This window comes from Phycicoccus sonneratiae (genome assembly GCF_016887965.1).
Classification (GTDB): Bacteria; Actinomycetota; Actinomycetes; order Actinomycetales; family Dermatophilaceae; genus Phycicoccus; species Phycicoccus sonneratiae.
Genome location: NZ_JAFDVD010000007.1, coordinates 161737 through 183408, shown reverse-complemented (window position 1 = coordinate 183408; position 21672 = coordinate 161737). Strand labels below are relative to the sequence as shown.

The following is a 21672-nucleotide window of genomic DNA, read 5'->3' as shown; positions in this document are numbered from 1 at the left end:
AATCCGCTGCACGTGGCCGACGGAACAGGCAGGTCAGGCATGGCATCTGGGCGCAAGCTCGTCATCGTCGAGTCCCCCGCGAAGGCACGGACCATCGCGGGCTACCTCGGCACCGACTGGGACGTCGAGGCGTCCGTCGGCCACATCCGCGACATCCCGACGCCGAGCGAGATGCCGGCCGAGGTCAAGAAGGGCCCGTTCGGCAAGTTCGGCGTCAACATCGACGACGACTTCGACCCCTACTACGTCGTCGACGCGGACAAGAAGAAGAAGGTCCGCGAGCTGAAGACGCTCCTCAAGGACGCCGACGAGCTCTACCTCGCCACGGATGAGGACCGCGAGGGCGAGGCCATCGCGTGGCACCTCTACGAGACCCTGCAGCCGAAGGTCCCGGTCAAGCGCATGGTCTTCCACGAGATCACCCGCGAGGCCATCCAGCGGGCCGCCACCCAGACCCGCGACATCAACGTCGCGCTCGTCGACGCCCAGGAGACCCGGCGCATCCTCGACCGCCTCTACGGCTACGAGGTGAGCCCGGTCCTGTGGCGCAAGGTCAAGGCCGGCCTGTCCGCGGGCCGCGTGCAGTCGGTCGCCACCCGGCTGGTCGTCGAGCGCGAGCGCGAGCGGATGGCCTTCGTCCGCGCGTCCTACTGGGACGTCGACGCCGACGTCACGCCGGGCGCCGACGAGGACCTCTTCACCGCCCGGCTCACCGGGGTCGACGGCAAGAAGGTCGCCACCGGCCGCGACTTCGCCGACGACGGGACCCTCAAGGGCGACCGGGCGGTCCAGCTCGACGAGGAGCGCGCCACCGGCATCGCCGAGGCGCTGCGCCGCGCGGAGGTCACCGTCGCCGAGGTCTCCGAGAAGCCCTACACCCGCCGCCCGAGCGCGCCGTTCACGACGAGCACCCTCCAGCAGGAGGCCTCGCGCAAGCTGCGGCTCAACTCGCGCAACGCGATGCGGGTCGCCCAGCGCCTCTACGAGAACGGCTACATCACGTACATGCGGACCGACAGCACGACGCTGTCGGACGCGGCCCTCACGGCCGCGCGCCAGCAGGCCCGCGACCTCTACGGCGGCGAGTCCGTGCCGGATGCCCCGCGCCGCTACGAGAAGAAGGTCAAGAACGCCCAGGAGGCGCACGAGGCCATCCGCCCCGCCGGCGACCGGTTCCGCACCCCGGCCCAGGTCCGCGGCGAGCTGCGCGGCGACGAGTACGCCCTCTACGAGCTGATCTGGATGCGCACCGTCGCCTCCCAGATGGCCGACGCCCGCGGCTCGACCGCGTCGCTGCGCCTCGCCGCGACGCTGCCCGACGGCGCGCCGGCCCGTGAGGTCGAGCTGTCGGCGAGCGGCACGGTCATCACCTTCCGCGGGTTCCTCGCGGCCTACGAGGAGGGCCGCGACGAGGCCCGGCGCGGCGACGACGAGGAGCGCCGCCTGCCCAAGCTCGGCGCCGGCCGCTCGCTCGACGTCAAGCGCGCTGAGGCCAACGGCCACGAGACCTCGCCGCCGGCCCGCTACACCGAGGCCACCCTCGTCAAGGCGATGGAGGAGCGCGGCATCGGCCGGCCCTCGACGTACGCCTCGACGATCGGCACCATCCAGGACCGCGGCTACGTCAGCACGCGCGGCTCGGCGCTCATCCCCAGCTGGCTGGCCTTCGCGGTCACCCGGCTCATGGAGGAGCACTTCGGCCGGCTCGTCGACTACGACTTCACCGCCTCGATGGAGGAGGACCTCGACGCCATCGCGCGCGGTGACGAGCAGCGCGCGGCCTGGCTGCGCCGCTTCTACTTCGGTGACGAGGCGAGCTCGGCCGAGGGGCTGCGCTCGCTCGTCGAGGACCTCGGCGACATCGACGCCCGGGCCGTGTCGACCATCGAGATCGGCGACGGCATCGTCGTGCGGGTCGGGCGGTACGGGCCGTACGTCGAGGAGGTCGTGCCGGCCGGCATCGACCCGCGCACCGGCGAGGTCACCGACGCCGCGGCCGCCGAGCGCGGCGACACCCAGCCGCGCCGGGCGACCATCACCGACGACGTCGCACCCGACGAGATGACGCCGGCGATCGCCCGCGAGCTGCTCGACCGCGCCGCCGACGACGGCCGGGTCGTCGGGAAGGACCCCGCCACCGGGCACGACATCGTCGCGAAGTCCGGGCGCTACGGGCCGTACGTCACCGAGGTGCTGCCCGAGGACGAGGCGGCGCCGGCCGCGAAGGGCAAGGGGAAGAAGGCTGCGAAGGCCAAGCCGCGCACCGCCTCGCTCTTCAAGGACATGGACCTCGGGACGATCGACCTCGAGACCGCCCTGCGGCTGCTGTCGCTGCCCCGGGTCGTCGGCACGACGACGGCCGAGGACGGGTCCGAGGTCGAGATCACCGCGCAGAACGGGCGGTACGGGCCGTACCTCAAGAAGGGCACCGACTCCCGGTCGCTGACGAGCGAGCAGCAGCTCTTCGACATCACGCTCGAGGAGGCGCTGGCCATCTACGCGCAGCCGAAGCAGCGCGGGCGGGCCGCCGCGAAGCCGCCGCTCGCCGAGCTCGGCACCGACCCGGTGTCCGGCAAGCCGGTCGTCGTCAAGGACGGGCGGTTCGGGCCCTACGTCACCGACGGCGAGACCAACGCGACACTGCGCAAGGACGACGACCCCGAGAAGATCACGCCCGAGCGCGGGTACGAGCTGCTCGCCGACAAGCGGGCCCGGGGGCCGGTCAAGAAGACCGCCCGCAAGACCGCGAAGAAAACGGCGAAGAAGTCGACCGCGAAGAAGGCGACGGCCAAGAAGGCGGCGAAGAAGGCCTGAGCGCGGCCGGGGCCCGGCTCGGGGTTGCCGGGCTGGTTACCGGCCAGTAGGTTGCGGACATGGCCTTCGACCCGCAGTCCCTGACCACCGCCTCGCCCGCCGAGTTCGTCGCCGCCGTCAAGGGTGCGTCGGACGGCGAGATCCGCGACGCCTTCGCCGGGGAGCACCGGGAGGCCCTGCTCGACGCCGTGTTCGGCCGCTTCCCCGGGCAGTTCCGCGCCGACAAGGCCGCCGACCGCGCGGCGCGCATCGACTTCCGGGTCACCGGCGGGCCGGGCGGCTCGAGCGACACCTACGCCGTCGTCGTCGACCACGGCACCTGCACCGTCGAGAAGGCCCCGACCGCCGACCCCGACCTCTCGCTGATGGCCGGCCCCGCCGAGTTCCTCAAGCTGATCTCGGGCACCGGCAACCCGGCGATGATGTTCATGATGGGCAAGATCAAGGCCCGCGGCGACCTCGGCCTGGCCACCGCGCTCGCGAACTGGTTCGAGACCCCGAAGGCCTGACCCTCGCCCGTCCGGCGACGACATGTCACTGCGGGCGGTGAGGGGCCCGCGACGACGTAGCGTGGCGGGCATGTCCCTCGTCACCAGCTCCGGCTACGCCCACGTCCGCCTCACCGTCACCGACATCGAGCGGTCGGTGGCCTTCTACGACCGCGTCTTCGGCTGGGAGAAGGCGATCGACGCTCGTGAGCACCAGGGTGAGCCCGGCCTCGACGACGCCCCCGAGAAGTTCTACGGCGGCGTCGTCTACCAGACGCCCCAGGGTACGCTCTTCGGCCTGCGCCCCGTCGGCTCGCAGCCGTTCCGGTCCGACGTCACCGGCCTGGATCACGTGAGCTTCGCCGTCGGCTCCCGCGCCGACCTCGACGACGCCGCCCGGGGTCTCGGCGAGGCCGGTGTCGCGCACGGTGAGGTCATCGAGCTCGCGGACGCCGGCATCGCCATCCTCTCCTTCCAGGACCCCGACGACGTCAACCTCGAGCTCACCGCGCCCCTCTCCTGAGGGTTCCCGGCGAACCGGCTTGACCCTCACGCGACGTCAGGGCCCACCGTGGATGACATGACCACGACGAGCCAGCAGACTGACCGGGTGGAGCTGACCGTCGGGCAGGTCGCCGAGACCTTCGGCGTCACGGTGCGCACGCTGCACCACTACGACGCCATCGGCCTCGTCGTCCCGTCCGCCCGCACGCACGCGGGGTACCGCCTCTACACGGAGACGGACCTCGCCCGGCTCTCCACCGTCGTCACGTACCGCCGGCTGGACCTTCCCCTCGACGAGGTGAGGGACCTCCTCGACGGCGACGGGAGCGCCGAGGAGCACCTGCGCCGGCAGCGGGCCGTGGTCGTGTCCCGGCTGGGCGAGCTCGAGGAGCTCGTCTCGGCCATCGACCGAGCACTGGAGCGAGAGATGAACGAGCAGCCCGCCACGACCGAGGACCTCAAGGAGCTCTTCGGTGACGGCTACAGCGAGGAGTACCAGCAGGAGGCCGAGGAGCGCTGGGGTGACACGGACGCCTGGAAGCAGTCCAAGCGCCGCACCGACTCCTACACCAAGGCCGACTGGGAGGCGGTCAAGGCGGAGCAGGAGGCGGTCGGCGCCGAGCTCGTCGCGGCGATGCGGGCCGGCGAGCCGCCGACCTCGGAGCGGGCGATGGACGCCGCCGAGGCCCACCGCGTGCAGATCGAGCGGTGGTTCTACGACATCGACCACGCCTTCCACCGGGGCCTCGGCGACATGTACGTCGCCGACCCGCGGTTCACGGCGACGTACGAGGAGCAGGCCCCCGGCCTCGCCCAGTACGTGCGCGACGCCATCCACGCGAACGCCGATCGGCACGAGAACGGTTGACCCACAACTGTTCTCACCCGTCGAGAGGACAGAACACGCCGTGTGCGCCCAGGTGCACACGGCGTGTTCTGTGCTCTCGACGCGCTCCGGGGGAGGTCCGGGGGGTGGGGCGAGGTACTAGGACCATCGCCGGATGGTGGGTGTCCACGGGTCCACGGCACCTTTCTCGGTGTCGGGCCGACCCGCGGCCCTCGTCCCGAGGAGGACACCATGACCCGCACCGCCTCCCTGCGGCGTGTGGCCGCGGTCGGCATCCTGACCACCGCACTCGCCGCCGGCAGCGTCCCCGCCGCCCTCGCCAAGGGGGCCGAGTCCAAGGCCGCCGGCACGTGCAGCCAGGGCGCCGCCTGGAAGCTCAAGGCCAAGGCCGACAACGGGCGCCTGCAGGTCGAGCTCGAGGTCGACTCCAACCGCAACGGCCAGGTCTGGACCTGGGCCCTCAAGGACAACGGCGTCGCCGTCGGCTCCGGCTCGGCCACCACGGTCGCCCCGAGCGGCTCGTTCTCCGTCGAGCGCCGGATCGCCAACCGCGCGGGCACCGACACCATCACCGCGACGGCGCGGCACGCCGCCACCGGTCAGACCTGCTCGGCCCGAGTGGTCTTCCCCGGCTGACCCGACCTGCCACACTTCCCGAAAGGACCCAGAACCATGAAGCGCATCGCCCTCGTCACCGTCGGAGCCGCCGTGGCCGTCACCCCCGCCCTCGTGGGTGTCCTCGGCAACGCCTCGTTCGCGGAGCGGCTGCCCGTCCGCGCCCCCGTCGGCGCGACCTCCACCGCCACGCCGTCCTCCACCCCGAGCGACTCGCCGACCTCGGACGACCCCGCCTCGCACGACGCGGACGACGACCACGGCGGCGACCGTCCGCGTGGCGGCTCGGACGACCCCGCCACCCACGACGCCGGCGACGACCACGGCGGCGACCGTCCGCGTGGCGGCTCGGACGACCCGGCCACCCACGACGCCGGCGACGACCACGGCGGCGACCGCGACCGCTCCGGCGACGACTCCGACAACTCCGGCCGCGGCTCGTCGAGCTCGGGCCACGGCTCGGGCGGCCACGACTCGAGCGACGACTCGAGCGACGACTCCGGCCACGGCGGCGACGACTCGTCCGGCCGCGGCGGGAGCGACGACGGCTCCGGGCACGACGCCGGGGACGACCACGGTGGGGACTCGGGTGGGCACGGATCCGACGACTGAGCCGCACCCCGCGCCGTCCCCGACCGGCCCTGCCCCGGTCGGGGACCCCGCGCCGTCCCCGACCGGCCCTGACCCGGTCGGGGACCTCGCGCGCGTCGAGCCGGCCTGGGTCACGGTCTCGCGCACCGTCACCGCCGACGACGACCCGCCGCCGGTGCGGCCGCGCCGCATCCTCGCCCAGCTGGCCGCGGGCGTGCTCGCGGCGATGGTCCTCGTCGGCGTCCTCGGGGCGGTGGCCGCCAGCACCCTCGCCGAGCGCGAGGCGGTCAACGACGCGGCCTCGATGGCCGGGGTCATCGCGGAGGCCGTCGTCCAGCCGGCGATGACCGACGCGCTCATGGCCGGCGACCCCGAGGCGGTCGACGACTTCGACCGGACGATGAGCCGCAGCCTCGACCCCGAGACCGTCGTCCGGGTCAAGCTCTGGCGACCCGACGGGTACGTCCTCTACGCCGACGAGCCGCAGCTCATCGGGCGCACGTTCACCCTCGACGACGACCAGCGCGAGGCGCTCGACGGACCGACCACCGTCGCCGAGATCTCGACGCTCGAGGCCTCCGAGAACCAGTTCGAGCAGGGCGACAAGCTCGTCGAGGTCTACCGACCGGTCTGGATGCCCGACGGCCAGACCGCGCTCTTCGAGATCTACGTGTCCTACGAGCCGGTCGCGAAGCGCACCGGCCAGCTGTGGCGGGGGTTCGCCGGGGTCACCGCGAGCAGCCTGCTGCTCTTCGTGCTCATCGTCACGCCGCTCGTCCTCGCCCTCCTGCGGCGGCTGCGGCGGGCCGAGGTCCACCGGGTGGCCCTGCTCCAGCGGGCGGTCGACGCCTCCTCGGACGAGCGCCGGCGCATCGCCGCGACGCTCCACGACGGCCCGGTCCAGGAGCTCGCGGCCACCTCGTTCACCGTCGCCGGGGCGTCGGCCACCGCCGCCGCGCACGGCGACGCCACCCTCGCGCGCGACCTCGGGGCCGCCGCCGGCGCCGTCCGGGCGAGCATCCGGTCGCTGCGCACCCTCCTCGTCGACCTCCACCCGCCGGCGCTGTCACGCTCCGGCGTCGTCGCCGCCCTCGCCGACCTCGCCCAGTCGGTGCGGGCCGAGGACGTCGTCGTCCGCCTCGACACCGACAGCGAGGACGAGCTGGCGCTCACCGAGGACGCGCAGCGGCTCGTCCACCGCGTCGCCCAGGAGTGCGTCCGCAACGCCGCGCGCCACGCCGGCCCCGCGGAGGTCACCCTCACGCTGCACCGCACCGGACCGGAGACCGTGGCGCTCGACGTCGTCGACGACGGGCTCGGCTTCGACGCCGAGGCCGTCCTCGCCGACCCCGAGCCCGGCCACCTCGGCACCCGGCTGCTCGCCGAGGCCGCCTCGGTGCCCGGTGCGCGGCTCCGGGTCGCGACCGCCCCCGGTGCCGGGACACACTGGCGTCTCGACCTCGACGGCCCGATGGGGGTGCGCGCATGATCCGGGTGCTCGTCGCCGACGACCACCAGCTCGTCCGGGCGGGGGTGCGCACCCTGCTCGACGCCGAGCCCGACATCACCGTCGTCGCCGAGGCGCGCGACGGTGCCGAGGCCATCGAGTCGGCGGTGGGCACCGAGCCCGACGTCGTCCTCATGGACCTGTCGATGCCCGGCGTCGACGGCGTCGAGGGCACTCGTGGCGTGCTGGCCCGTCGGCCCGAGGCCCGCGTGCTCGTCCTCACGAGCTTCTCGGACCGCGAACGGGTCCGCGAGGTGCTCGCGGCCGGGGCCATCGGCTACGTCCTCAAGGACTCCGACCCGGTCGACCTGCTCGCCGCCGTGCGGGCGGCCGCGGCCGGGCACGTGCCGATCGACCCGCGGGTGGCCGTCGCGCTCCTGCCCTCCTCGGGCGACCCGGTCCGCGACGGCGCGGTCGCCGGCCTCTCGCCCCGTGAGACCGAGGTGCTGCGCCTCGTCGCCCAGGGGCTGGCCAACAAGCAGATCGCGCGGGCGCTCGGCATCACCGAGCGCACCGTCAAGGCCCACCTCGGCCGGGTCTTCCGCGAGATCGGCGTCCTCGACCGCACGAGCGCGGCCCTTTGGGCCCGCGACAACCTGCCCTCGGCCTGACCCGCGCCCGGGTGGCACCTGCCCGCCCGCCGGCCCCGCCGTCCCGCCCCCGAGATCGAGGCGGTCGCAAAGTCCTCTGCACTCTGTATACAGAGTACGGTTCCCCGATCGGCTCCCCACCCGTCGGAGGAACGTCATGACCCGCAGACCCCTCGCCGTCGTGTCCGCCGCGACCGCCCTGGCCCTCGCCCTCGCCGGCTGCTCCGCCGTCGGCGACGACGCCGGCTCGTCCTCGTCGCCGGGCGCGAGCTCCGGCGGCACGGAGGACGTGTTCGGCGACCCGGCCGACCCCGCGGAGGTCAAGGACGGGGGCACCCTCGTCATGGCCCTCTCGGCCGAGCCCGACCAGCTCGACCCGGCCCTGTCCCGGAGCCTCTACTCGCGCTACGTCTTCCACGCGATGTGCCAGAAGCTCTACGACACCGACGAGAAGGCGCAGATCGTGCCCCAGCTCGCCACGGACCTGCCGACGACGAGCGAGGACGGCCTCACCGTCACCATCCCCGTGCGCACGGGCATCGAGTTCGCCGACGGCACGGCCTTCGACTCCTCGGCCGTCAAGGCCAGCCTCGAGCGCGAGCTGACCCTCCCGACGAGCGCCCGCAAGAGCGAGCTCGGGCCGATCGACTCGATCGCCACCCCGGACGACAAGACCGTCGTCATCACGCTGAAGACCCCGTTCGCGCCGCTCACCGCCGCCCTCACCGACCGCGCCGGGATGATCGTCAGCCCGAAGGCCGCGAAGGACCTGGGGGAGGACTTCGCGTCGGCGCCGGTCTGCGTCGGGCCGTTCAAGTTCGCCAAGCGGACGCCGCAGACCTCAATCGAGCTCGTCAAGGACCCGAAGTACTACGACGCCGACCAGGTGCACCTCGAGGGCGTCACCTACCGGATCATCACCGACGCGAGCATCCGCGCGGCCAACCTGCGCTCCGGCGACGTCCAGGTCGCCGACTCGCTCTCGGCCCAGGACGCCCCGGCCATCGGGTCGACGCAGGGGCTGCAGCTGCTCCAGTCCAACTCGCTCGGCTACCAGGGGCTGACGATCAACGTCGGCAACACCGAGGGCGTCGGCAAGCCGGTGGGCACGGTCGACACCGACCTCGGCACGAAGCCCGAGGTGCGCCGGGCGCTCGCGATGTCGATCGACCGCGAGCAGCTCGTCAAGGTCGTCTTCAACGGCCTCAACACCCCGGCCTGCTCGCCGATCTCGCCGACCACCGAGTACACCTCCGACGCCGCGCAGGCCTGCGAGGAGCACGACCCCGCGGCCGCGAAGAAGCTGCTCGCCGACGCCGGCGTCACCACGCCCGTGCCGATCGAGATGATCACCTCGAACAACCCGGACAGCCTCCGGCTCGCGCAGGCCCTGCAGGCGATGGTCAAGGACGGCGGCTTCGACCTGAAGATCACGCCCGTCGAGTACGCCAGCCTGCTCGACCAGCAGGACCGTGGCGACTTCTCCCTCCTCCAGCTCGGCTGGTCCGGGAGGATCGACCCGGACGCCAACATCACGAACTTCCTCGGCACCGGCGGGAGCCAGAACGTCAGCGGCTACAGCAACGCGTCGGTCGACGGCCTGCTCGACAAGGCCCGGACCGAGACCGACAGCGCCGCCCGCCGCGACCTCTACGGCCAGGTCGTCGGGCTCATCGAGAAGGACAACCCGATCATCTACCTCTACCGCCAGCGCAACCTCACCGGCGTCTCCGACACCGTCAAGGGCGTCCAGGTGTTCCCGGACGGCGTCATCCGCGTCGGGTTCTCCGGGTTCGCCAAGTAGCTCCGGATGGCTCGCTACCTCGCCACCCGGGCGTGGCAGTCGCTCCTCACCCTCGTCCTCGCCGCGGTCGTCGTCTTCCTCGGCATCCGGGCGCTGCCGGGTGACCCCGCCCTCGCCCTCGCGGGGGAGGACCGCAGCCCCGAGGCGCTGGCCGCCATCCGGTCCGAGTACGGGCTGGACCAGTCGCTGCCGGTCCAGTTCTGGCAGTACGTGACCCGGATGGTGCGCGGTGACCTCGGCACCTCGATCCGCACCGGCGAGCCGGTGAGCGAGATGCTGCGGACCGCGCTGCCGGTGACCCTCGAGCTGTCGCTGCTGGCCATCGTCATCGCGACGCTGCTCGGGGTGCTCGCGGGCGTCGTCGCCGCGGTGCGCCGGGGCCGGCCGGAGGAGTGGGTCGCCAACGGCCTGGCCCTCGTCGGCCTCTCGGTGCCGCACTTCTGGCTCGGGCTCGTCGCCATCCTCTACCTCGCGGTGGCGACGAACCTGTTCCCCGCCAGCGGTTTCGTGCCGCTCGCCGAGGACCCCGTCGCCAACCTGCACCACCTCGTCCTGCCGTCGGTGATCCTCGGCACCGGGCTCGCGGCGGTGATCATGCGCCAGACCCGGTCCTCGATGCTCGACGCCCTGTCGGCCGACTACGTGCGCACCGCCGAGGCCAAGGGGCTGCGCCCGCGCGTCGTCGTGACGCGGCACGCGTTGCGCAACAGCCTCATCGTCGTCGTGACGATCGTCGGGCTACAGCTCGGGGCGCTGATCTCGGGCGCGGTCGTCACCGAGCAGATCTTCACGCTCCCGGGCTTCGGCAAGTTGACCATCGACGCCGTCTTCCAGCGCGACTACCCGGTGATCCAGGCCGTCGTGCTCGTGACGGCGACGTCCTACATCGTCATCAACTTCGCGGTCGACCTGCTCTACTCGGTCATCGACCCGCGGGTGCGCGTCGCGGGGGAGGCGGCATGAGCGTCGACCCCGTGCTCTCCGAGGCGCCCGCCCGCCCCGACGGCCCCGACCACGCCTCGGGGTCGGCCGCCGGCCCGCGGCGCCGCGTCGTCCGCCGCCTGCTGCACAACCCGCTCGCCGTCGCCAGCGGCCTCGTGCTCGTCGTCGCCGTGCTCGTCGGCGTCCTCGCCCCGGTGCTCGCTCCGTACACGGCGGAGGCCACCGACTTCGGGGCGACCCTCGCGCCGCCCGGCACCCCGGGGCACCTCCTCGGCACCGACGACCTCGGCCGCGACGTCCTGAGCCGGATCCTCCTCGGGATGCGGGCCTCGCTGCTCGTCGCCGTCCTCGCCGTCGTCACGGCCATCGGGGTCGGCGTGCCGCTCGGCCTCGTCGCCGGCTACTTCCGGGCTGTCGACGGCGTCATCTCGCGGCTCACGGACCTCATGCTCGCGTTCCCGTTCCTCATCCTCGCGGTCGGCCTGGCCGCGGTCCGCGGCGCGAGCCTCGGCAACGCGGCGATCGCCATCGGCATCGCGCAGGTGCCGGGCATCATCCGGGTCGTCCGCTCGGACACGTTGCGGCTGAAGTCCCTCGACTTCGTCGCCGCCGCCGTCGTCGACGGTGCGAGCGACCTGTGGGTCCTGCTCAGGCACGTGCTGCCGAACGCGACGTCGGTGGTGCTCGTCCAGGCGACCGTGGCCGTGCCCGCCGCCATCCTCGGCGAGGCCGTCCTCTCCTTCCTCGGGCTGGGCATCCAGCCGCCGGCCCCGAGCCTCGGGACGATGCTCGCCGCCGCCCAGCCGTTCGCCGCCCGGGCACCGTGGAACGCGGTGATGCCGGGTCTGGCGATCATGCTGCTCGCCCTGTCCTTCAACGTCTTCGGCGACAGCCTCCGTGACGCACTCGACCCGAGGGGGAGCCGGCGATGACGACCGCGACCACCACGACCGGCGACCGGCCGGCCCCGGCCGACGGCGAGCCGGTGCTCGAGGTGCGCGACCTGTCCGTGACCTTCACGACCGAGGGCGGCACGGTGAGCGCCGTCGACGGCGTGGACCTCACCCTCGGCCGCGGCGAGATCGTCGGTGTCGTCGGCGAGTCCGGCTGCGGCAAGAGCGTCACGGCGATGAGCCTCGCCGGGCTGCTGCCGCGCAGCGCGGAGGTCACCGGGTCCGTCGAGCTGCTCGGGCGGCAGCTGCGCGGTGCACCCCCGGCGCAGCTGCGAGCGGTGCGCGGCAACGAGATCGCGTACATCTTCCAGGAGCCGATGTCCTCGCTGAACCCCGTGCTGACCGTCGGCCGGCAGGTCTCCGAGGTCCTCCAGGTCCACGAGCGGATGTCCCGGGCCCGGGCGCGCGAACGGGCCGTCGAGCTGCTCCGGCTCGTCGGCATCCCGTCGCCGGAGCGCCGGGTACGGCAGTACCCCCACGAGCTGTCCGGGGGGATGCGGCAGCGCGTGATGATCGCGATGGCCGTCGCGTGCGACCCCACGGTCCTCGTCGCCGACGAGCCGACGACCGCCCTCGACGTCACCGTGCAGGCCGGCATCCTCGACGTCCTGCGGGGGCTGCGCGACCGGCTCGGCACGAGCATCCTCGTCATCACCCACGACCTCGGCGTCATCGCCGACGTCGCCGACCGGGTCGTCGTCATGTACGCGGGGCGGGTCGTCGAGCGGGCGGGCGTGGAGGAGCTCTTCGTCCACCCCCGGCACCACTACGCCGCCGGGCTGCTCAGCGCCTCGCCGACCCCGGGCCGGTACGCCGCGGCGGACGACCGGCTCCAGGAGATCCCCGGCCTCGTGCCGACGCTCGCGGAGCAGCCCGACGCGTGCACCTTCGCGGACCGGTGCCCCGCCGCCACCGACCGGTGTCGCTCCGCCGCACCGCCGCTCGCCGAGCTCGACCCGGGGAGCGGGCACGAGGTCGCGTGCTGGCACCCTCGGGGGAGCACCCCGACGACGGACCACCCGGCGGGCGAGGAGGACGCATGAGCACCGACACGGCCACGGACGCGGGGGCTGCCGACCCCGGCGCCCCGGTCCTCGAGCTCGAGGACCTCGTGATGCACTTCGGCCCGGTGCGTGCCGTCGACGGGGTATCGCTCTCGATCGCGCCGGGACGGGTCACCGCCCTCGTCGGCGAGAGCGGCTCCGGCAAGTCCACGGTCGGCCGGTGCGTCGTGCGGCTCCTCTCGCCGACGTCGGGCACGGTCCGGCTCGGCGGCACCGACGTCACCGGCCTCGGCCGCCGCGCGATGCGCCCCCACCGGCGCGAAGTGTCCATCGTCTTCCAGGACCCGGCCGGCTCGCTCGACCCGCGGATGCTCGTCGGCGACGTCGTCGCCGAGCCGCTGCGCCTGCAGGGCCGCGGCGGGGGGCGGGCCGAGCGCGAGCGGCGGGTGGCCGAGCAGCTCGAGCGGGTCGGGCTCGACCGCTCGGTCGCGCAGCGCTACCCGCACGAGCTGTCGGGCGGCCAGCGCCAGCGGGTGAGCCTCGCCCGGGCACTCGTGTCCGAGCCGCGGCTGCTCGTCGCCGACGAGCCGACGAGCGCGCTCGACGTCTCGGTGCAGGCCTCGGTCCTCAACCTGCTCGCCGACCTCCAGCGCGACATCGGCTTCGCGTGCCTCTTCATCACCCACGACCTGTCCGCCGTCGAGTACCTCGCCGACGACATCGCCGTCCTCTACCTCGGGCAGGTCGTCGAGACCGGCACGCGCGAGGAGGTGTTCGCGCGCCCGCGCCACCCGTACACGCAGGCCCTGCTCGCGGCGGCGCCGGTCGCCGACCCCGTCCGGCAGCGCGAGCGCACCCGGGTGCTGCTCGGCGACGACCTGCCGTCGGCGATCGACCCACCGAGCGGCTGCCGCTTCCACACCCGCTGCCCGCTCGCCGTCGACCGCTGCGCCACCGAGGAGCCGGTGCTGCGGACCGTCGGTGGAGGCGGGAGCGTGGCCTGCCACCTCGTCGACGACGACGGCAGCGGGCCGGACGTCCGCGACGCGACGCCCGGGGCGACGCCCGACGCGACGACCGACCCCGACCACGACGACCGCCCCGGGAGCCCCGCATGACCCTCACCACCCGTCCGACGCTCGAGGGCACCTTCGGCATGGTGTCCTCGACGCACTGGGTCGCCTCGCAGGTCGGGATGCGCCTGCTCGAGCGCGGGGGCAACGCCTTCGACGCGGCGGCCGCGGCCGGGTTCGTCCTCCACGTCGTCGAGCCGCACCTCAACGGCCCCGGCGGCGACCTCCCGGCCATCATCGCGACCGCTGCCGACCCGACCCCCCGCGTCCTCTGCGGGCAGGGTCCGGCGCCGGCCGCGGCGACGATCGAGCACTACCGCTCCGAGGGCCTCGACCTCGTGCCGGGATCGGGGCCGCTGGCCGCCGCGGTGCCCGGGGCGGTCGACGCGTGGCTCGTCCTGCTGCGCGACCACGGCAGCCTGCCGCTCGCCGAGGTGCTCGGTCCGGCGGCCCACTACGCCCGCCACGGCCACCCCCTCCTCGAGCGGGTGAGCGCCACGGTCGAGCGTGTCGCCGACCTCTTCACCGAGGACTGGACCACCTCGGCCGACCTCTGGCTCGACGGCGGCCGGGCCCCACGGCCGGGCTCGCTGCACCGCAACCCCGCGTGGGCCGACACCCTCGACCGGCTCGTCGCCGAGGGTGAGGCCGCCGGCGCCGACCCCGGCGCGCAGGCCGAGGCGGCTCGCCGCGCCTGGTCGCAGGGATTCGTCGCCGAAGCGGTGGACGCGTTCTCCCGCAAGCCGTTCCGCGACTCCAGCGGTGAGCGGCACGCGGGCCTCGTCACGGCCGACGACCTCGCGGCCTTCGAGGCGTCGTGGGAGGAGCCGGTCACCCTCGACTGGCGCGGCCACACCGTCTGCAAGACCGGCCCCTGGGGGCAGGGGCCGGCGCTCCTCCAGTCGCTCGCGGTGCTCGACGCGCTGAGTCCCGACGCCGTGCCCGACCCCGGCACCGCCGACGGCGTCCACCTCGTCGCCGAGGCGCTGAAGCTCGCCTTCGCCGACCGGGAGGCCTGGTACGGCGACACCGGCCAGGTGCCGCTCGACACCCTGCTCTCGCCCGCGTACGCCGCGGAGCGGGCCGGGCTCGTCGGCGAGCGGGCGTCGCACGAGCTGCGGCCCGGCTCGCCCGACGGGCGGACGCCGCGGCTCGCCGGGCACGCCCTCGACGGGTCCGCGGCGCGGCCGGCCGACCCGACGACGGGGGAGCCCACCGTCGAGCGCACCGGCGTGACCCGGGGCGACACCTGCCACGTCGACGTCGTCGACCGGTTCGGGAACATGGTCTCGGCGACCCCGAGCGGTGGCTGGCTGCAGAGCTCGCCGACCGTGCCCGAACTCGGGTTCTGCCTCGGCAGCCGGCTGCAGATGACCTGGCTCGAGGAGGGCCTGCCGTCCTCCCTCATCCCCGGCCGGCGGCCCCGCACCACCCTCACCCCGACGCTCGTCCTGCGCGAGGGCCGGCCGTTCATGGCCTGCGGGTCGCCCGGCGGCGACCAGCAAGACCAGTGGCAGCTGCTCTTCCTCCTCCGGACCCTCGGGCAGGGGATGGGCCTGCAGGAGGCGATCGACGCGCCTGCGTGGCACACGACGAGCTTCCCGGGGTCGTTCTGGCCGCGGACGAGCGAGCCGGGCGTCCTCGTCGTCGAGGACCGGCTGGGCGCCGACGTCGTCGACGCGCTGACCCGCCGCGGCCACGACGTGCGGGTCGAGGGTGGGTGGACCCTCGGGCGGCTGTGCGCCGTGACGCGCGACGAGGACGGCGTCCTGCGGGCCGGGGCCAACCCGCGCGGGATGCAGGGCTATGCGGTCGGACGCTGACCGCCGCCCGGGGCCTCAGGCGGGGTCGGCGACGGTGTCGACGGCCGCGTGCGCGGCGGCGTCGACGTGCTCGCGGGCCACGGCCTCGGCGGCGTCGGGGTCGCCGGCGGCGATCGCGTCGACGAGGCGGATGTGCTCCTCCCACGAGTGCGGCGCCCGTTGCGCCGCACCGCGCTTGAAGACCCAGTGCACGTGCAGGTACAGCGACTGCGAGATCGAGCGCATCCACCGGTTGCCCGTGATGTCGATGACCCGCATGTGCAGCGCGCTGTTCAGCTCGGCGACGGTGGAGAGGTCGTCGGCGTCGGTGGCCTCGCGGGCCCGGTCGAGGAGTCGGCGCAGGTCGGCGACGTCGTCGGCCCCGGCCCGCTCGGCGGCGAGCCGCGCGGCGACCGTCTCGAGGCTGGCCCGCACCGCGAAGAGGTCGGCGAGGGTCGAGGCGTCCGGGGCGGCGACGACCGCACCGCGCCGGGGGGTGAGAGAGACGAGGCCGTCGGCCTCGACGACGCGCAGCGCCTCGCGGACCGGGTTGCGGGAGACCCCGAAGTCCTCGGCGAGCCGCTCCTCGGTGAGCCGCTCGCCGGGCGGGTAGTCGCCGTCGACGATCCGCCGCCGGAGCTCGGCGAGGACCTGGTCGCGCAGCGGGACGTGGGCCCCGCCGATGGTCTGGCCACTCGCCACGACGCCACCTCCCGGGAGACCGGAACGGGGTCGCTCCGCCGCTCCTGACCCCGACCGTATACGAAAGACAAGAGGGTGAGACCGCTGTTCCCCACCGCCGGCCCGGCCCCCGCCGCCTCCGTCCCCGGCGTGCCCGTCGGGCACTGGCTGCTCGCCGTCAGCCCCGTCGTCGTCCTCCTCCTGCTCGTCCTCTGGGGACGCCTGCCGATGTGGGTCAATGCCGTCGTCACCGTCGCGTGGGCCTCGCTCGTCGCCTGGTCCTCCTTCGGTGCCGGCACCGCCACGGTCCTCGTCGGGCTCGGCAAGGGCGCGTGGGTCGGGGTGTGGATCCTCTACGTCATCGGGCCCGCCCTCCTCGTGCACCACCTCGCCTCGAGCGTCGGCATGACCGCGCTCGGCCGCGTGCTCGCCGGCATCCTCCCGACGCGCACCGAGAACGTCCTCCTCCTCGCGTGGGTGCTGCCCTCCTTCATCCAGGGGGTCTCGGGTTTCGGGACCCCCATCGCCGTCGCGGCGCCCCTGCTCGTCGCGCTGGGGGTCGGGCGGACCCGGGCCGTCGCGCTGCCGCTCGTCGGCTACCACTGGGCCGTCGGCTTCGGGTCGATGGGCTCCTCGTTCTACATGGGGGCGCTCACGGCGCACCTCGACGGGTCCGAGACGGCCGAGTACGCCGCCGCCGCCGCCCTCGCCCTCGGGGTCAACTGCCTCCTCTCGGGCCTGCTCGTCGCCCTGATGTCCGGCGGCCGGTCGGCCCTGCGCGAGGCCTGGCCGATGCTCGTGACGGTCGGTCCGGCGATGGCCCTCGTCCAGGCCGCGGTCGTCCGCGTCGAGCCGGGGATCGGGGCCCTGTGCGGCGGGGCGGCCGGGGTCGCGGTCGTCTTCCTCCTCCGCCGGCTCCGCGGCGGGAGCGCGCCGGCCCCCGAGGCGAGGGACGAGGTGGTGCCGGAGGAGCGCGGTCGCGCCCGGGCCGCCGTCGTGCCGTACGTGCTGCTCGCGGCCGTGGCGCTCGCGGTGTTCCTGCCGCCGCCGGTGCGGGCCTGGGCCAAGGGCCACCTCCTGCTCGGGCCGTCGTTCCCCGCGACGTCGGCCGCGGACGGGGTCCGGACGGCCGCGGTCGACACCTACAACCCGATCGCCGTCGTCGGCCACCCCGGCACCTTCCTCCTCGTCGCCTGCCTCGGGAGCGTCCTCGTCTGGCGGTGGGGCGGGCGCTGGCCGCACGGCTCCTGGGGCCCGGTGTGGCGCGGTGCGCTGCGCCAGCTGCGCAAGTCCTCGCCGTCGGTGGTCCTCCTCGCCTCGGTCGCCGGGGTGCTCGTCGACAGCGGGATGGTGACGACGGTGGCCCGCGGGGCGGCCGCGGCCGCGGGCTCGGCCTACCCGGCGGTCGCTCCGCTCGTCGGGGCGCTGGGGTCGTTCGTCACCGGGTCGACGACGAGCTCGAACGCCCTGTTCTCGGCGCTCCAGGCCGAGGTCGCGACGCTGACCGGTGCCCCCCGGGCGGACCTGCTCGCCGGGCAGCTCGCCGGGGGGAACATCGGCAACTCGCTCGCGCCGGTCGTCATCGTCCTCGGGCTGAGCGCCGTCGGGGGCGACCGCTCCTCGGCCGGGCGGGTGCTGCGGACCACCCTCCTCCCGGCGGCTGTGCTGCTCGCCGCGACCGTCGCGGTGACGAGCGCCGTGGTGGCCCTGCACGCGTGACGGCGGGCTGGCCTAGGCTCGCGGCGTGAGCGGACGGGACGGGGTCTTCATCGCCTTCGAGGGCGGCGACGGGGCGGGCAAGTCCACGCAGGTGCGCCTCCTCGCCGAGGTCCTGCGCGCCCGAGGCCGCGAGGTGCTGCTCACCCGCCAGCCCGGCGGCACCGAGCTCGGCGCCGCCATTCGCGACCTCGTGCTCCACGGCGACCACGTCTCGCCGCGGGCCGAGGCCCTGCTCTTCGCTGCGGACAAGGCGCACCACGTCGACCTCGTCATCCGGCCGGCACTCGCCGCGGGGCAGGTGGTGCTCACCGACCGGTACACCGACTCCTCCGTCGCCTACCAGGGCGCGGGTCGCGACCTCGGCGCCGACGAGGTGCACGACCTCCAGATGTGGGCCGTCGACGAGCTCGTCCCCGACCTCACCGTCGTCGTCGACGTGCCCCCCGAGGAGGGCCGGCGCCGGCGCGGCGAGGTCCACGACCGGCTCGAGGCCGAGGCCGACGCCTTCCACGCCTCCATCCGCGAGCACTTCCTCGCGATGGCCCGGGGCAACCCGCAGCGCTACGTCGTCGTCGACGGCACCCGGCCGGCCGAGGACATGCACGCCGAGGTGCTCGCCCGGGTCGAGGCCCTCGGCGTCCTCGACCCCGTCACCGGAGGGGCGCCGTGAGCGTCTGGCGCGACGTCATCGGCCAGGAGGCCGCCGTCGCCACCCTCGAGCGGGCGGTCCGCGACCCCGCCTCGATGACCCACGCGTGGCTGTTCACCGGCCCGCCGGGGTCCGGGCGCTCGGTGGCGGCCCGGGCCTTCGCCGCCGCGCTGCTCTGCCCGCAGGGCGGCTGCGGCACCTGTCGCGAGTGCCGCACGGCCCTCGACGCCACGCACGCCGACGTCGACGTCATCGCCACCGAGGGGCTCTCGATCAAGGTCGAGCAGGCCCGCGACCTCGTGGCGCTCGCCGCGCACCGGCCGTCGGTCGGGCGCTACCGCGTCATCGTCGTCGAGGACGCCGACCGGCTCACCGAGCGGGCCGCCGACGCCCTCCTCAAGGCCCTCGAGGAGCCGACGCCCCGCACCGTGTGGATGCTCTGCGCCCCGTCCGTCGAGGACGTCATCATCACCATCCGCTCGCGCTCGCGGCACGTGCGGCTGCGCACGCCCTCGGTCGAGGCGGTCGCCGACCTCCTCGTGCGCCGCGACGGCGTCGACCACGCGATGGCCCTCTACGCGGCCCGGGCCGCCCAGTCGCACGTCGGGCTGGCCCGGCGGCTGGCCCGCGACGAGCACGCCCGCATCCGGCGCCACGACGTCGTCGCGATGGCCGCGCGGATCACCTCGGTCGGCGAGGCCGTGGGGGCCGCGCAGGACATCATGACCATCGCCGCCGAGGAGTCGGCCGCGGCGTCGGGGGAGCGGGACGCCGCCGAGAAGGCGCGACTGATGGAGGTCCTCGGGGCCGACGCCACGGCCCGCACGCAGCCGCCGCACATCCGGTCGCAGGTGGCCTCGCTCGAGCGGGAGCAGAAGGCCCGGGCCACCCGGTTCACCCGCGACGTCGTCGACCGCGCGCTCGTCGACCTGCTGTCGGTCTACCGCGACGCGCTCGTCCTGCGCACCGGGGCCGGCACGGCGCTCGTCAACGAGGACGGACGGCCGGTCGTCACGCGGGTCGCCGAGGTCTTCACCGCCGAGCAGGTGCTCGCGGCGATGGACGCCATCGGCACGGCGCGCGAGCGCATCGGCGCCAACGTCGCCCCGCTGCTCGCCCTCGAGGCGATGGCCCTCGACCTACGCCTGCCACGCTGAGGCCGCTGCCGCCGCAGCCGGTCGGGGCGCCGACTGCGGCCGGATCGTGACCTCCCCGGCGCGAGGGCTCCCATGGTGCTCACCTATCGTGCGAGGCATGACCCCGCGCCGTCCCCTCGCCCTCGTCGCGGGTCTGACCGCCGCCCTCACCCTGCTCGGTGGGTGCTCGCTCGTCGACGGCCTCCGCGAGGACGACGCGACGCCCGCGGCCACCGGGTCGCCGCAGAGCCCGCCGGCGGGGTCCGAGGCGCTGGCCCGGTTCTACTCCCAGACCCTCGACTGGACCGAGTGCTCGGGGGCCCAGTGCGCGCAGCTCACCGTGCCGGTCGACTACGCCCGCCCGGACGGCAGCACCATCGAGGTCGCGCTGCTCAGGGTGCCGGCCAAGAAGGCCTCGAAGCGGCTCGGCTCGCTCGTCGTCAACCCCGGCGGACCGGGCGGCTCGGGGGTGGACTACGCGCGGGCTGCGGACTTCATCGTCGGGCCCGGGGTCCGCGACCGCTACGACGTCGTCGGCTTCGACCCGCGCGGGGTCGGGCGCTCGGCGCCCATCGACTGCCTCACCGACACCCAGCTCGACGCCTTCCTCGGCTCGGACCCGACCCCGGACGACGAGGCCGAGCAGCGCACCTTCGCGCAGGGCTCGGCCGCCTTCGCGCGCTCGTGCGCGACCAAGGCCGGCGCGCTGCTGCCGCACGTGTCGACCGTGGACGCCGCGAAGGACCTCGACGTCCTGCGCGCGGCGCTCGGCGAGGAGAAGCTCACCTACCTCGGCAAGTCCTACGGCACCTACCTCGGCGCGACCTACGCCGACCTGTTCCCGAAGCAGGTGGGGCGCTTCGTCCTCGACGGCGTCGTCGCCCCGGACCTCACCTCGGAGCAGATCAACCTCGGCCAGGCCAAGGGCTTCGAGCTCGCGACCCGCACCTGGGCGAAGTACTGCGTCGACGAGGGCGACTGCCCGCTCGGCGACTCGGTCGAGAAGGTGATGGAGAACCTGCGCACCTTCCTCGCCGACGTCGACGCCACCCCGGTGCCGAGGACCGGCGACGGCTCGGTGCCGAAGCTCACCGAGGGCTGGGCCTCGCTCGGCATCGCGGCCGCGATGTACGACCAGGGCGCCTGGCGCACCCTCGTCGACGCGATGGACGACGCGCTCACGGGCGACGGCACCGCCCTCATGCAGCTCGCCGACCAGTACGCCGACCGCAACCCGGGCGGCGGCTACGCGGGCAACATCATGGAGGTCATCTACGCCGTCAACTGCCTCGACAAGCCGGAGTCCGACAGCGTCCCCGAGCACCTCGCCCAGGCCGACGCCGCTGCGAAGGAGGCGCCGACGTGGGGCCGCTACCTCGCGTGGAGCTCGCTCGTCTGCGGGTACTGGCCGGTGCCGGTCACCGGGGAGCCGCACGAGGTGAAGGCCGAGGGCGCCGAGCCGATCGTCGTCATCGGCACGACGCGCGACCCCGCGACCCCGTACGAGTGGTCGGTGCGGCTGCGCGACCAGCTCGACAAGGCCTCGCTCATCACCTTCGACGGCGACGGGCACACCGCGTACACACGCTCGAACTCCTGCGTCGACGACGCCGTCGACGCCTGGTACCTCAAGGGCAAGGTCCCGAAGGACGGCCTGCGCTGCTGAGCCGCAGCTCCCAAACCGTCGAGAGGACAGAACACGCCGTGTGCGGCCACGTGCAGACGGCGTGTTCTGTACTCTCGACGGGTTCGCCGGGCGGATTCGCGGCGCGTGCCGTGGCCTGCCTATACTCGTCCGCGCGCCCTCGGGCGCACGCCGCCTTAGCTCAGTCGGCCAGAGCGATTCACTCGTAATGAATAGGTCGTCGGTTCGATTCCGACAGGCGGCTCCACCACGGTGGCCCTGTCCTGCAGCGATGCAGGGCGGGGCCACCGTCGTTCTCCCGCCCAACC

General features: G+C 74.2%; 19 protein-coding genes and 1 tRNA gene. 19 read left to right on the top strand and 1 reads right to left on the bottom strand.

Annotated elements, in window-relative coordinates; genetic code table 11:
- Nucleotides 1–39: 39 nt before the first annotated feature.
- The 14 genes from topA (at nt 40) to JQN70_RS06285 (ending at nt 15555) form a co-directional block, all read left to right on the top strand.
- Entirely contained in the window at nt 40–2814 is a 2775-nt protein-coding gene (gene topA, locus JQN70_RS06350; RefSeq protein ID WP_204130478.1) for a type I DNA topoisomerase, read from the top strand.
- Between the two features lie 59 nt (nt 2815–2873).
- A complete protein-coding gene (locus tag JQN70_RS06345; RefSeq protein ID WP_204130477.1) occupies nt 2874–3323 on the top strand; it encodes an SCP2 sterol-binding domain-containing protein in 450 nt (149 codons plus the stop codon).
- Between the two features lie 70 nt (nt 3324–3393).
- Nucleotides 3394–3825, top strand: a complete 432-nt coding sequence (locus JQN70_RS06340; RefSeq protein ID WP_204130476.1) for a VOC family protein — start codon at nt 3394–3396, stop codon at nt 3823–3825.
- Between the two features lie 57 nt (nt 3826–3882).
- Nucleotides 3883–4674: a MerR family transcriptional regulator gene (locus JQN70_RS06335; RefSeq protein WP_204130475.1), complete on the top strand. Its 792-nt coding sequence runs from the start codon at nt 3883–3885 to the stop codon at nt 4672–4674.
- A gap of 210 nt (nt 4675–4884) precedes the next feature.
- Nucleotides 4885–5289, top strand: a complete 405-nt coding sequence (locus JQN70_RS06330) for a hypothetical protein (protein WP_204130474.1) — start codon at nt 4885–4887, stop codon at nt 5287–5289.
- A gap of 36 nt (nt 5290–5325) precedes the next feature.
- Complete coding sequence (locus JQN70_RS06325; protein ID WP_204130473.1) at nt 5326–5880, top strand: hypothetical protein; 555 nt, start codon at nt 5326–5328, stop codon at nt 5878–5880.
- Complete coding sequence (locus tag JQN70_RS20830) at nt 5858–7348, top strand: sensor histidine kinase (protein WP_204130472.1); 1491 nt, start codon at nt 5858–5860, stop codon at nt 7346–7348. Before JQN70_RS06325 ends, JQN70_RS20830 begins: the two co-directional genes overlap by 23 nt.
- Nucleotides 7345–7977, top strand: a complete 633-nt coding sequence (locus tag JQN70_RS06315) for a response regulator (RefSeq protein ID WP_204130471.1) — start codon at nt 7345–7347, stop codon at nt 7975–7977. Before JQN70_RS20830 ends, JQN70_RS06315 begins: the two co-directional genes overlap by 4 nt.
- 136 nt (nt 7978–8113) lie before the next feature.
- Nucleotides 8114–9760 carry an ABC transporter substrate-binding protein gene (locus JQN70_RS06310; protein ID WP_204130470.1) on the top strand — a complete coding sequence of 549 codons (1647 nt, stop codon included), beginning with the start codon at nt 8114–8116 and terminating at the stop codon, nt 9758–9760.
- A gap of 6 nt (nt 9761–9766) precedes the next feature.
- Nucleotides 9767–10723 (top strand): ABC transporter permease, encoded by a 957-nt coding sequence (locus JQN70_RS06305; protein ID WP_204130469.1) that lies wholly within the window; start codon nt 9767–9769, stop codon nt 10721–10723.
- Entirely contained in the window at nt 10720–11634 is a 915-nt protein-coding gene (locus JQN70_RS06300) for an ABC transporter permease (RefSeq protein WP_204130468.1), read from the top strand. The genes JQN70_RS06305 and JQN70_RS06300 overlap by 4 nt, the downstream gene beginning before the upstream one ends.
- Entirely contained in the window at nt 11631–12698 is a 1068-nt protein-coding gene (locus JQN70_RS06295) for an ABC transporter ATP-binding protein (RefSeq protein WP_204130467.1), read from the top strand. Before JQN70_RS06300 ends, JQN70_RS06295 begins: the two co-directional genes overlap by 4 nt.
- Entirely contained in the window at nt 12695–13777 is a 1083-nt protein-coding gene (locus tag JQN70_RS06290) for an ABC transporter ATP-binding protein (protein ID WP_204130466.1), read from the top strand. Before JQN70_RS06295 ends, JQN70_RS06290 begins: the two co-directional genes overlap by 4 nt.
- A complete protein-coding gene (locus JQN70_RS06285) occupies nt 13774–15555 on the top strand; it encodes a gamma-glutamyltransferase family protein (protein WP_204130465.1) in 1782 nt (593 codons plus the stop codon). Before JQN70_RS06290 ends, JQN70_RS06285 begins: the two co-directional genes overlap by 4 nt.
- Before the next feature lie 15 nt (nt 15556–15570).
- On the opposite strand, the gene JQN70_RS06280 is transcribed toward JQN70_RS06285, so the two are convergent.
- A complete protein-coding gene (locus tag JQN70_RS06280) occupies nt 15571–16236 on the bottom strand; it encodes a GntR family transcriptional regulator (protein ID WP_204130464.1) in 666 nt (221 codons plus the stop codon).
- A 75-nt stretch (nt 16237–16311) separates the two neighbouring features.
- Here JQN70_RS06280 and JQN70_RS06275 point away from each other — a divergent pair, with 75 nt between their 5' ends.
- The 5 genes from JQN70_RS06275 to JQN70_RS06255 all read left to right on the top strand — a co-directional run bounded on the left by JQN70_RS06275 (nt 16312) and on the right by JQN70_RS06255 (nt 21611).
- Nucleotides 16312–17934, top strand: a complete 1623-nt coding sequence (locus tag JQN70_RS06275; protein WP_204130463.1) for an L-lactate permease — start codon at nt 16312–16314, stop codon at nt 17932–17934.
- Between the two features lie 25 nt (nt 17935–17959).
- Nucleotides 17960–18604, top strand: coding sequence for a dTMP kinase (gene tmk / locus JQN70_RS06270; protein ID WP_204130462.1), 645 nt, complete (start codon nt 17960–17962; stop codon nt 18602–18604).
- Complete coding sequence (locus JQN70_RS06265) at nt 18601–19740, top strand: DNA polymerase III subunit delta' (RefSeq protein ID WP_204130461.1); 1140 nt, start codon at nt 18601–18603, stop codon at nt 19738–19740. The genes tmk and JQN70_RS06265 overlap by 4 nt, the downstream gene beginning before the upstream one ends.
- Nucleotides 19741–19837: 97 nt before the next feature.
- Nucleotides 19838–21385: an alpha/beta hydrolase gene (locus JQN70_RS06260; RefSeq protein ID WP_204130460.1), complete on the top strand. Its 1548-nt coding sequence runs from the start codon at nt 19838–19840 to the stop codon at nt 21383–21385.
- 149 nt (nt 21386–21534) lie between these two features.
- Nucleotides 21535–21611: transfer RNA gene (locus tag JQN70_RS06255), tRNA-Thr, on the top strand.
- The last annotated feature ends 61 nt before the right edge of the window (nt 21612–21672 follow it).

Bases quoted from the DNA above. Each gene is read 5' to 3' on its own strand.
- JQN70_RS06285 (WP_204130465.1), top strand. From the start codon at position 13,774: ATGACCCTCACCACCCGTCCGACGCTCGAGGGCACCTTCGGCATGGTG.
- JQN70_RS06325 (WP_204130473.1), top strand. From the start codon at position 5,326: ATGAAGCGCATCGCCCTCGTCACCGTCGGAGCCGCCGTGGCCGTCACC.
- JQN70_RS06295 (WP_204130467.1), top strand. From the start codon at position 11,631: ATGACGACCGCGACCACCACGACCGGCGACCGGCCGGCCCCGGCCGAC.
- JQN70_RS06300 (WP_204130468.1), top strand. From the start codon at position 10,720: ATGAGCGTCGACCCCGTGCTCTCCGAGGCGCCCGCCCGCCCCGACGGC.
- JQN70_RS06315 (WP_204130471.1), top strand. From the start codon at position 7,345: ATGATCCGGGTGCTCGTCGCCGACGACCACCAGCTCGTCCGGGCGGGG.
- JQN70_RS06260 (WP_204130460.1), top strand. From the start codon at position 19,838: ATGACCCCGCGCCGTCCCCTCGCCCTCGTCGCGGGTCTGACCGCCGCC.
- JQN70_RS06310 (WP_204130470.1), top strand. From the start codon at position 8,114: ATGACCCGCAGACCCCTCGCCGTCGTGTCCGCCGCGACCGCCCTGGCC.
- JQN70_RS06340 (WP_204130476.1), top strand. From the start codon at position 3,394: ATGTCCCTCGTCACCAGCTCCGGCTACGCCCACGTCCGCCTCACCGTC.
- JQN70_RS06335 (WP_204130475.1), top strand. From the start codon at position 3,883: ATGACCACGACGAGCCAGCAGACTGACCGGGTGGAGCTGACCGTCGGG.
- JQN70_RS06345 (WP_204130477.1), top strand. From the start codon at position 2,874: ATGGCCTTCGACCCGCAGTCCCTGACCACCGCCTCGCCCGCCGAGTTC.
- JQN70_RS06305 (WP_204130469.1), top strand. From the start codon at position 9,767: ATGGCTCGCTACCTCGCCACCCGGGCGTGGCAGTCGCTCCTCACCCTC.
- topA (WP_204130478.1), top strand. From the start codon at position 40: ATGGCATCTGGGCGCAAGCTCGTCATCGTCGAGTCCCCCGCGAAGGCA.
- JQN70_RS06330 (WP_204130474.1), top strand. From the start codon at position 4,885: ATGACCCGCACCGCCTCCCTGCGGCGTGTGGCCGCGGTCGGCATCCTG.
- JQN70_RS06290 (WP_204130466.1), top strand. From the start codon at position 12,695: ATGAGCACCGACACGGCCACGGACGCGGGGGCTGCCGACCCCGGCGCC.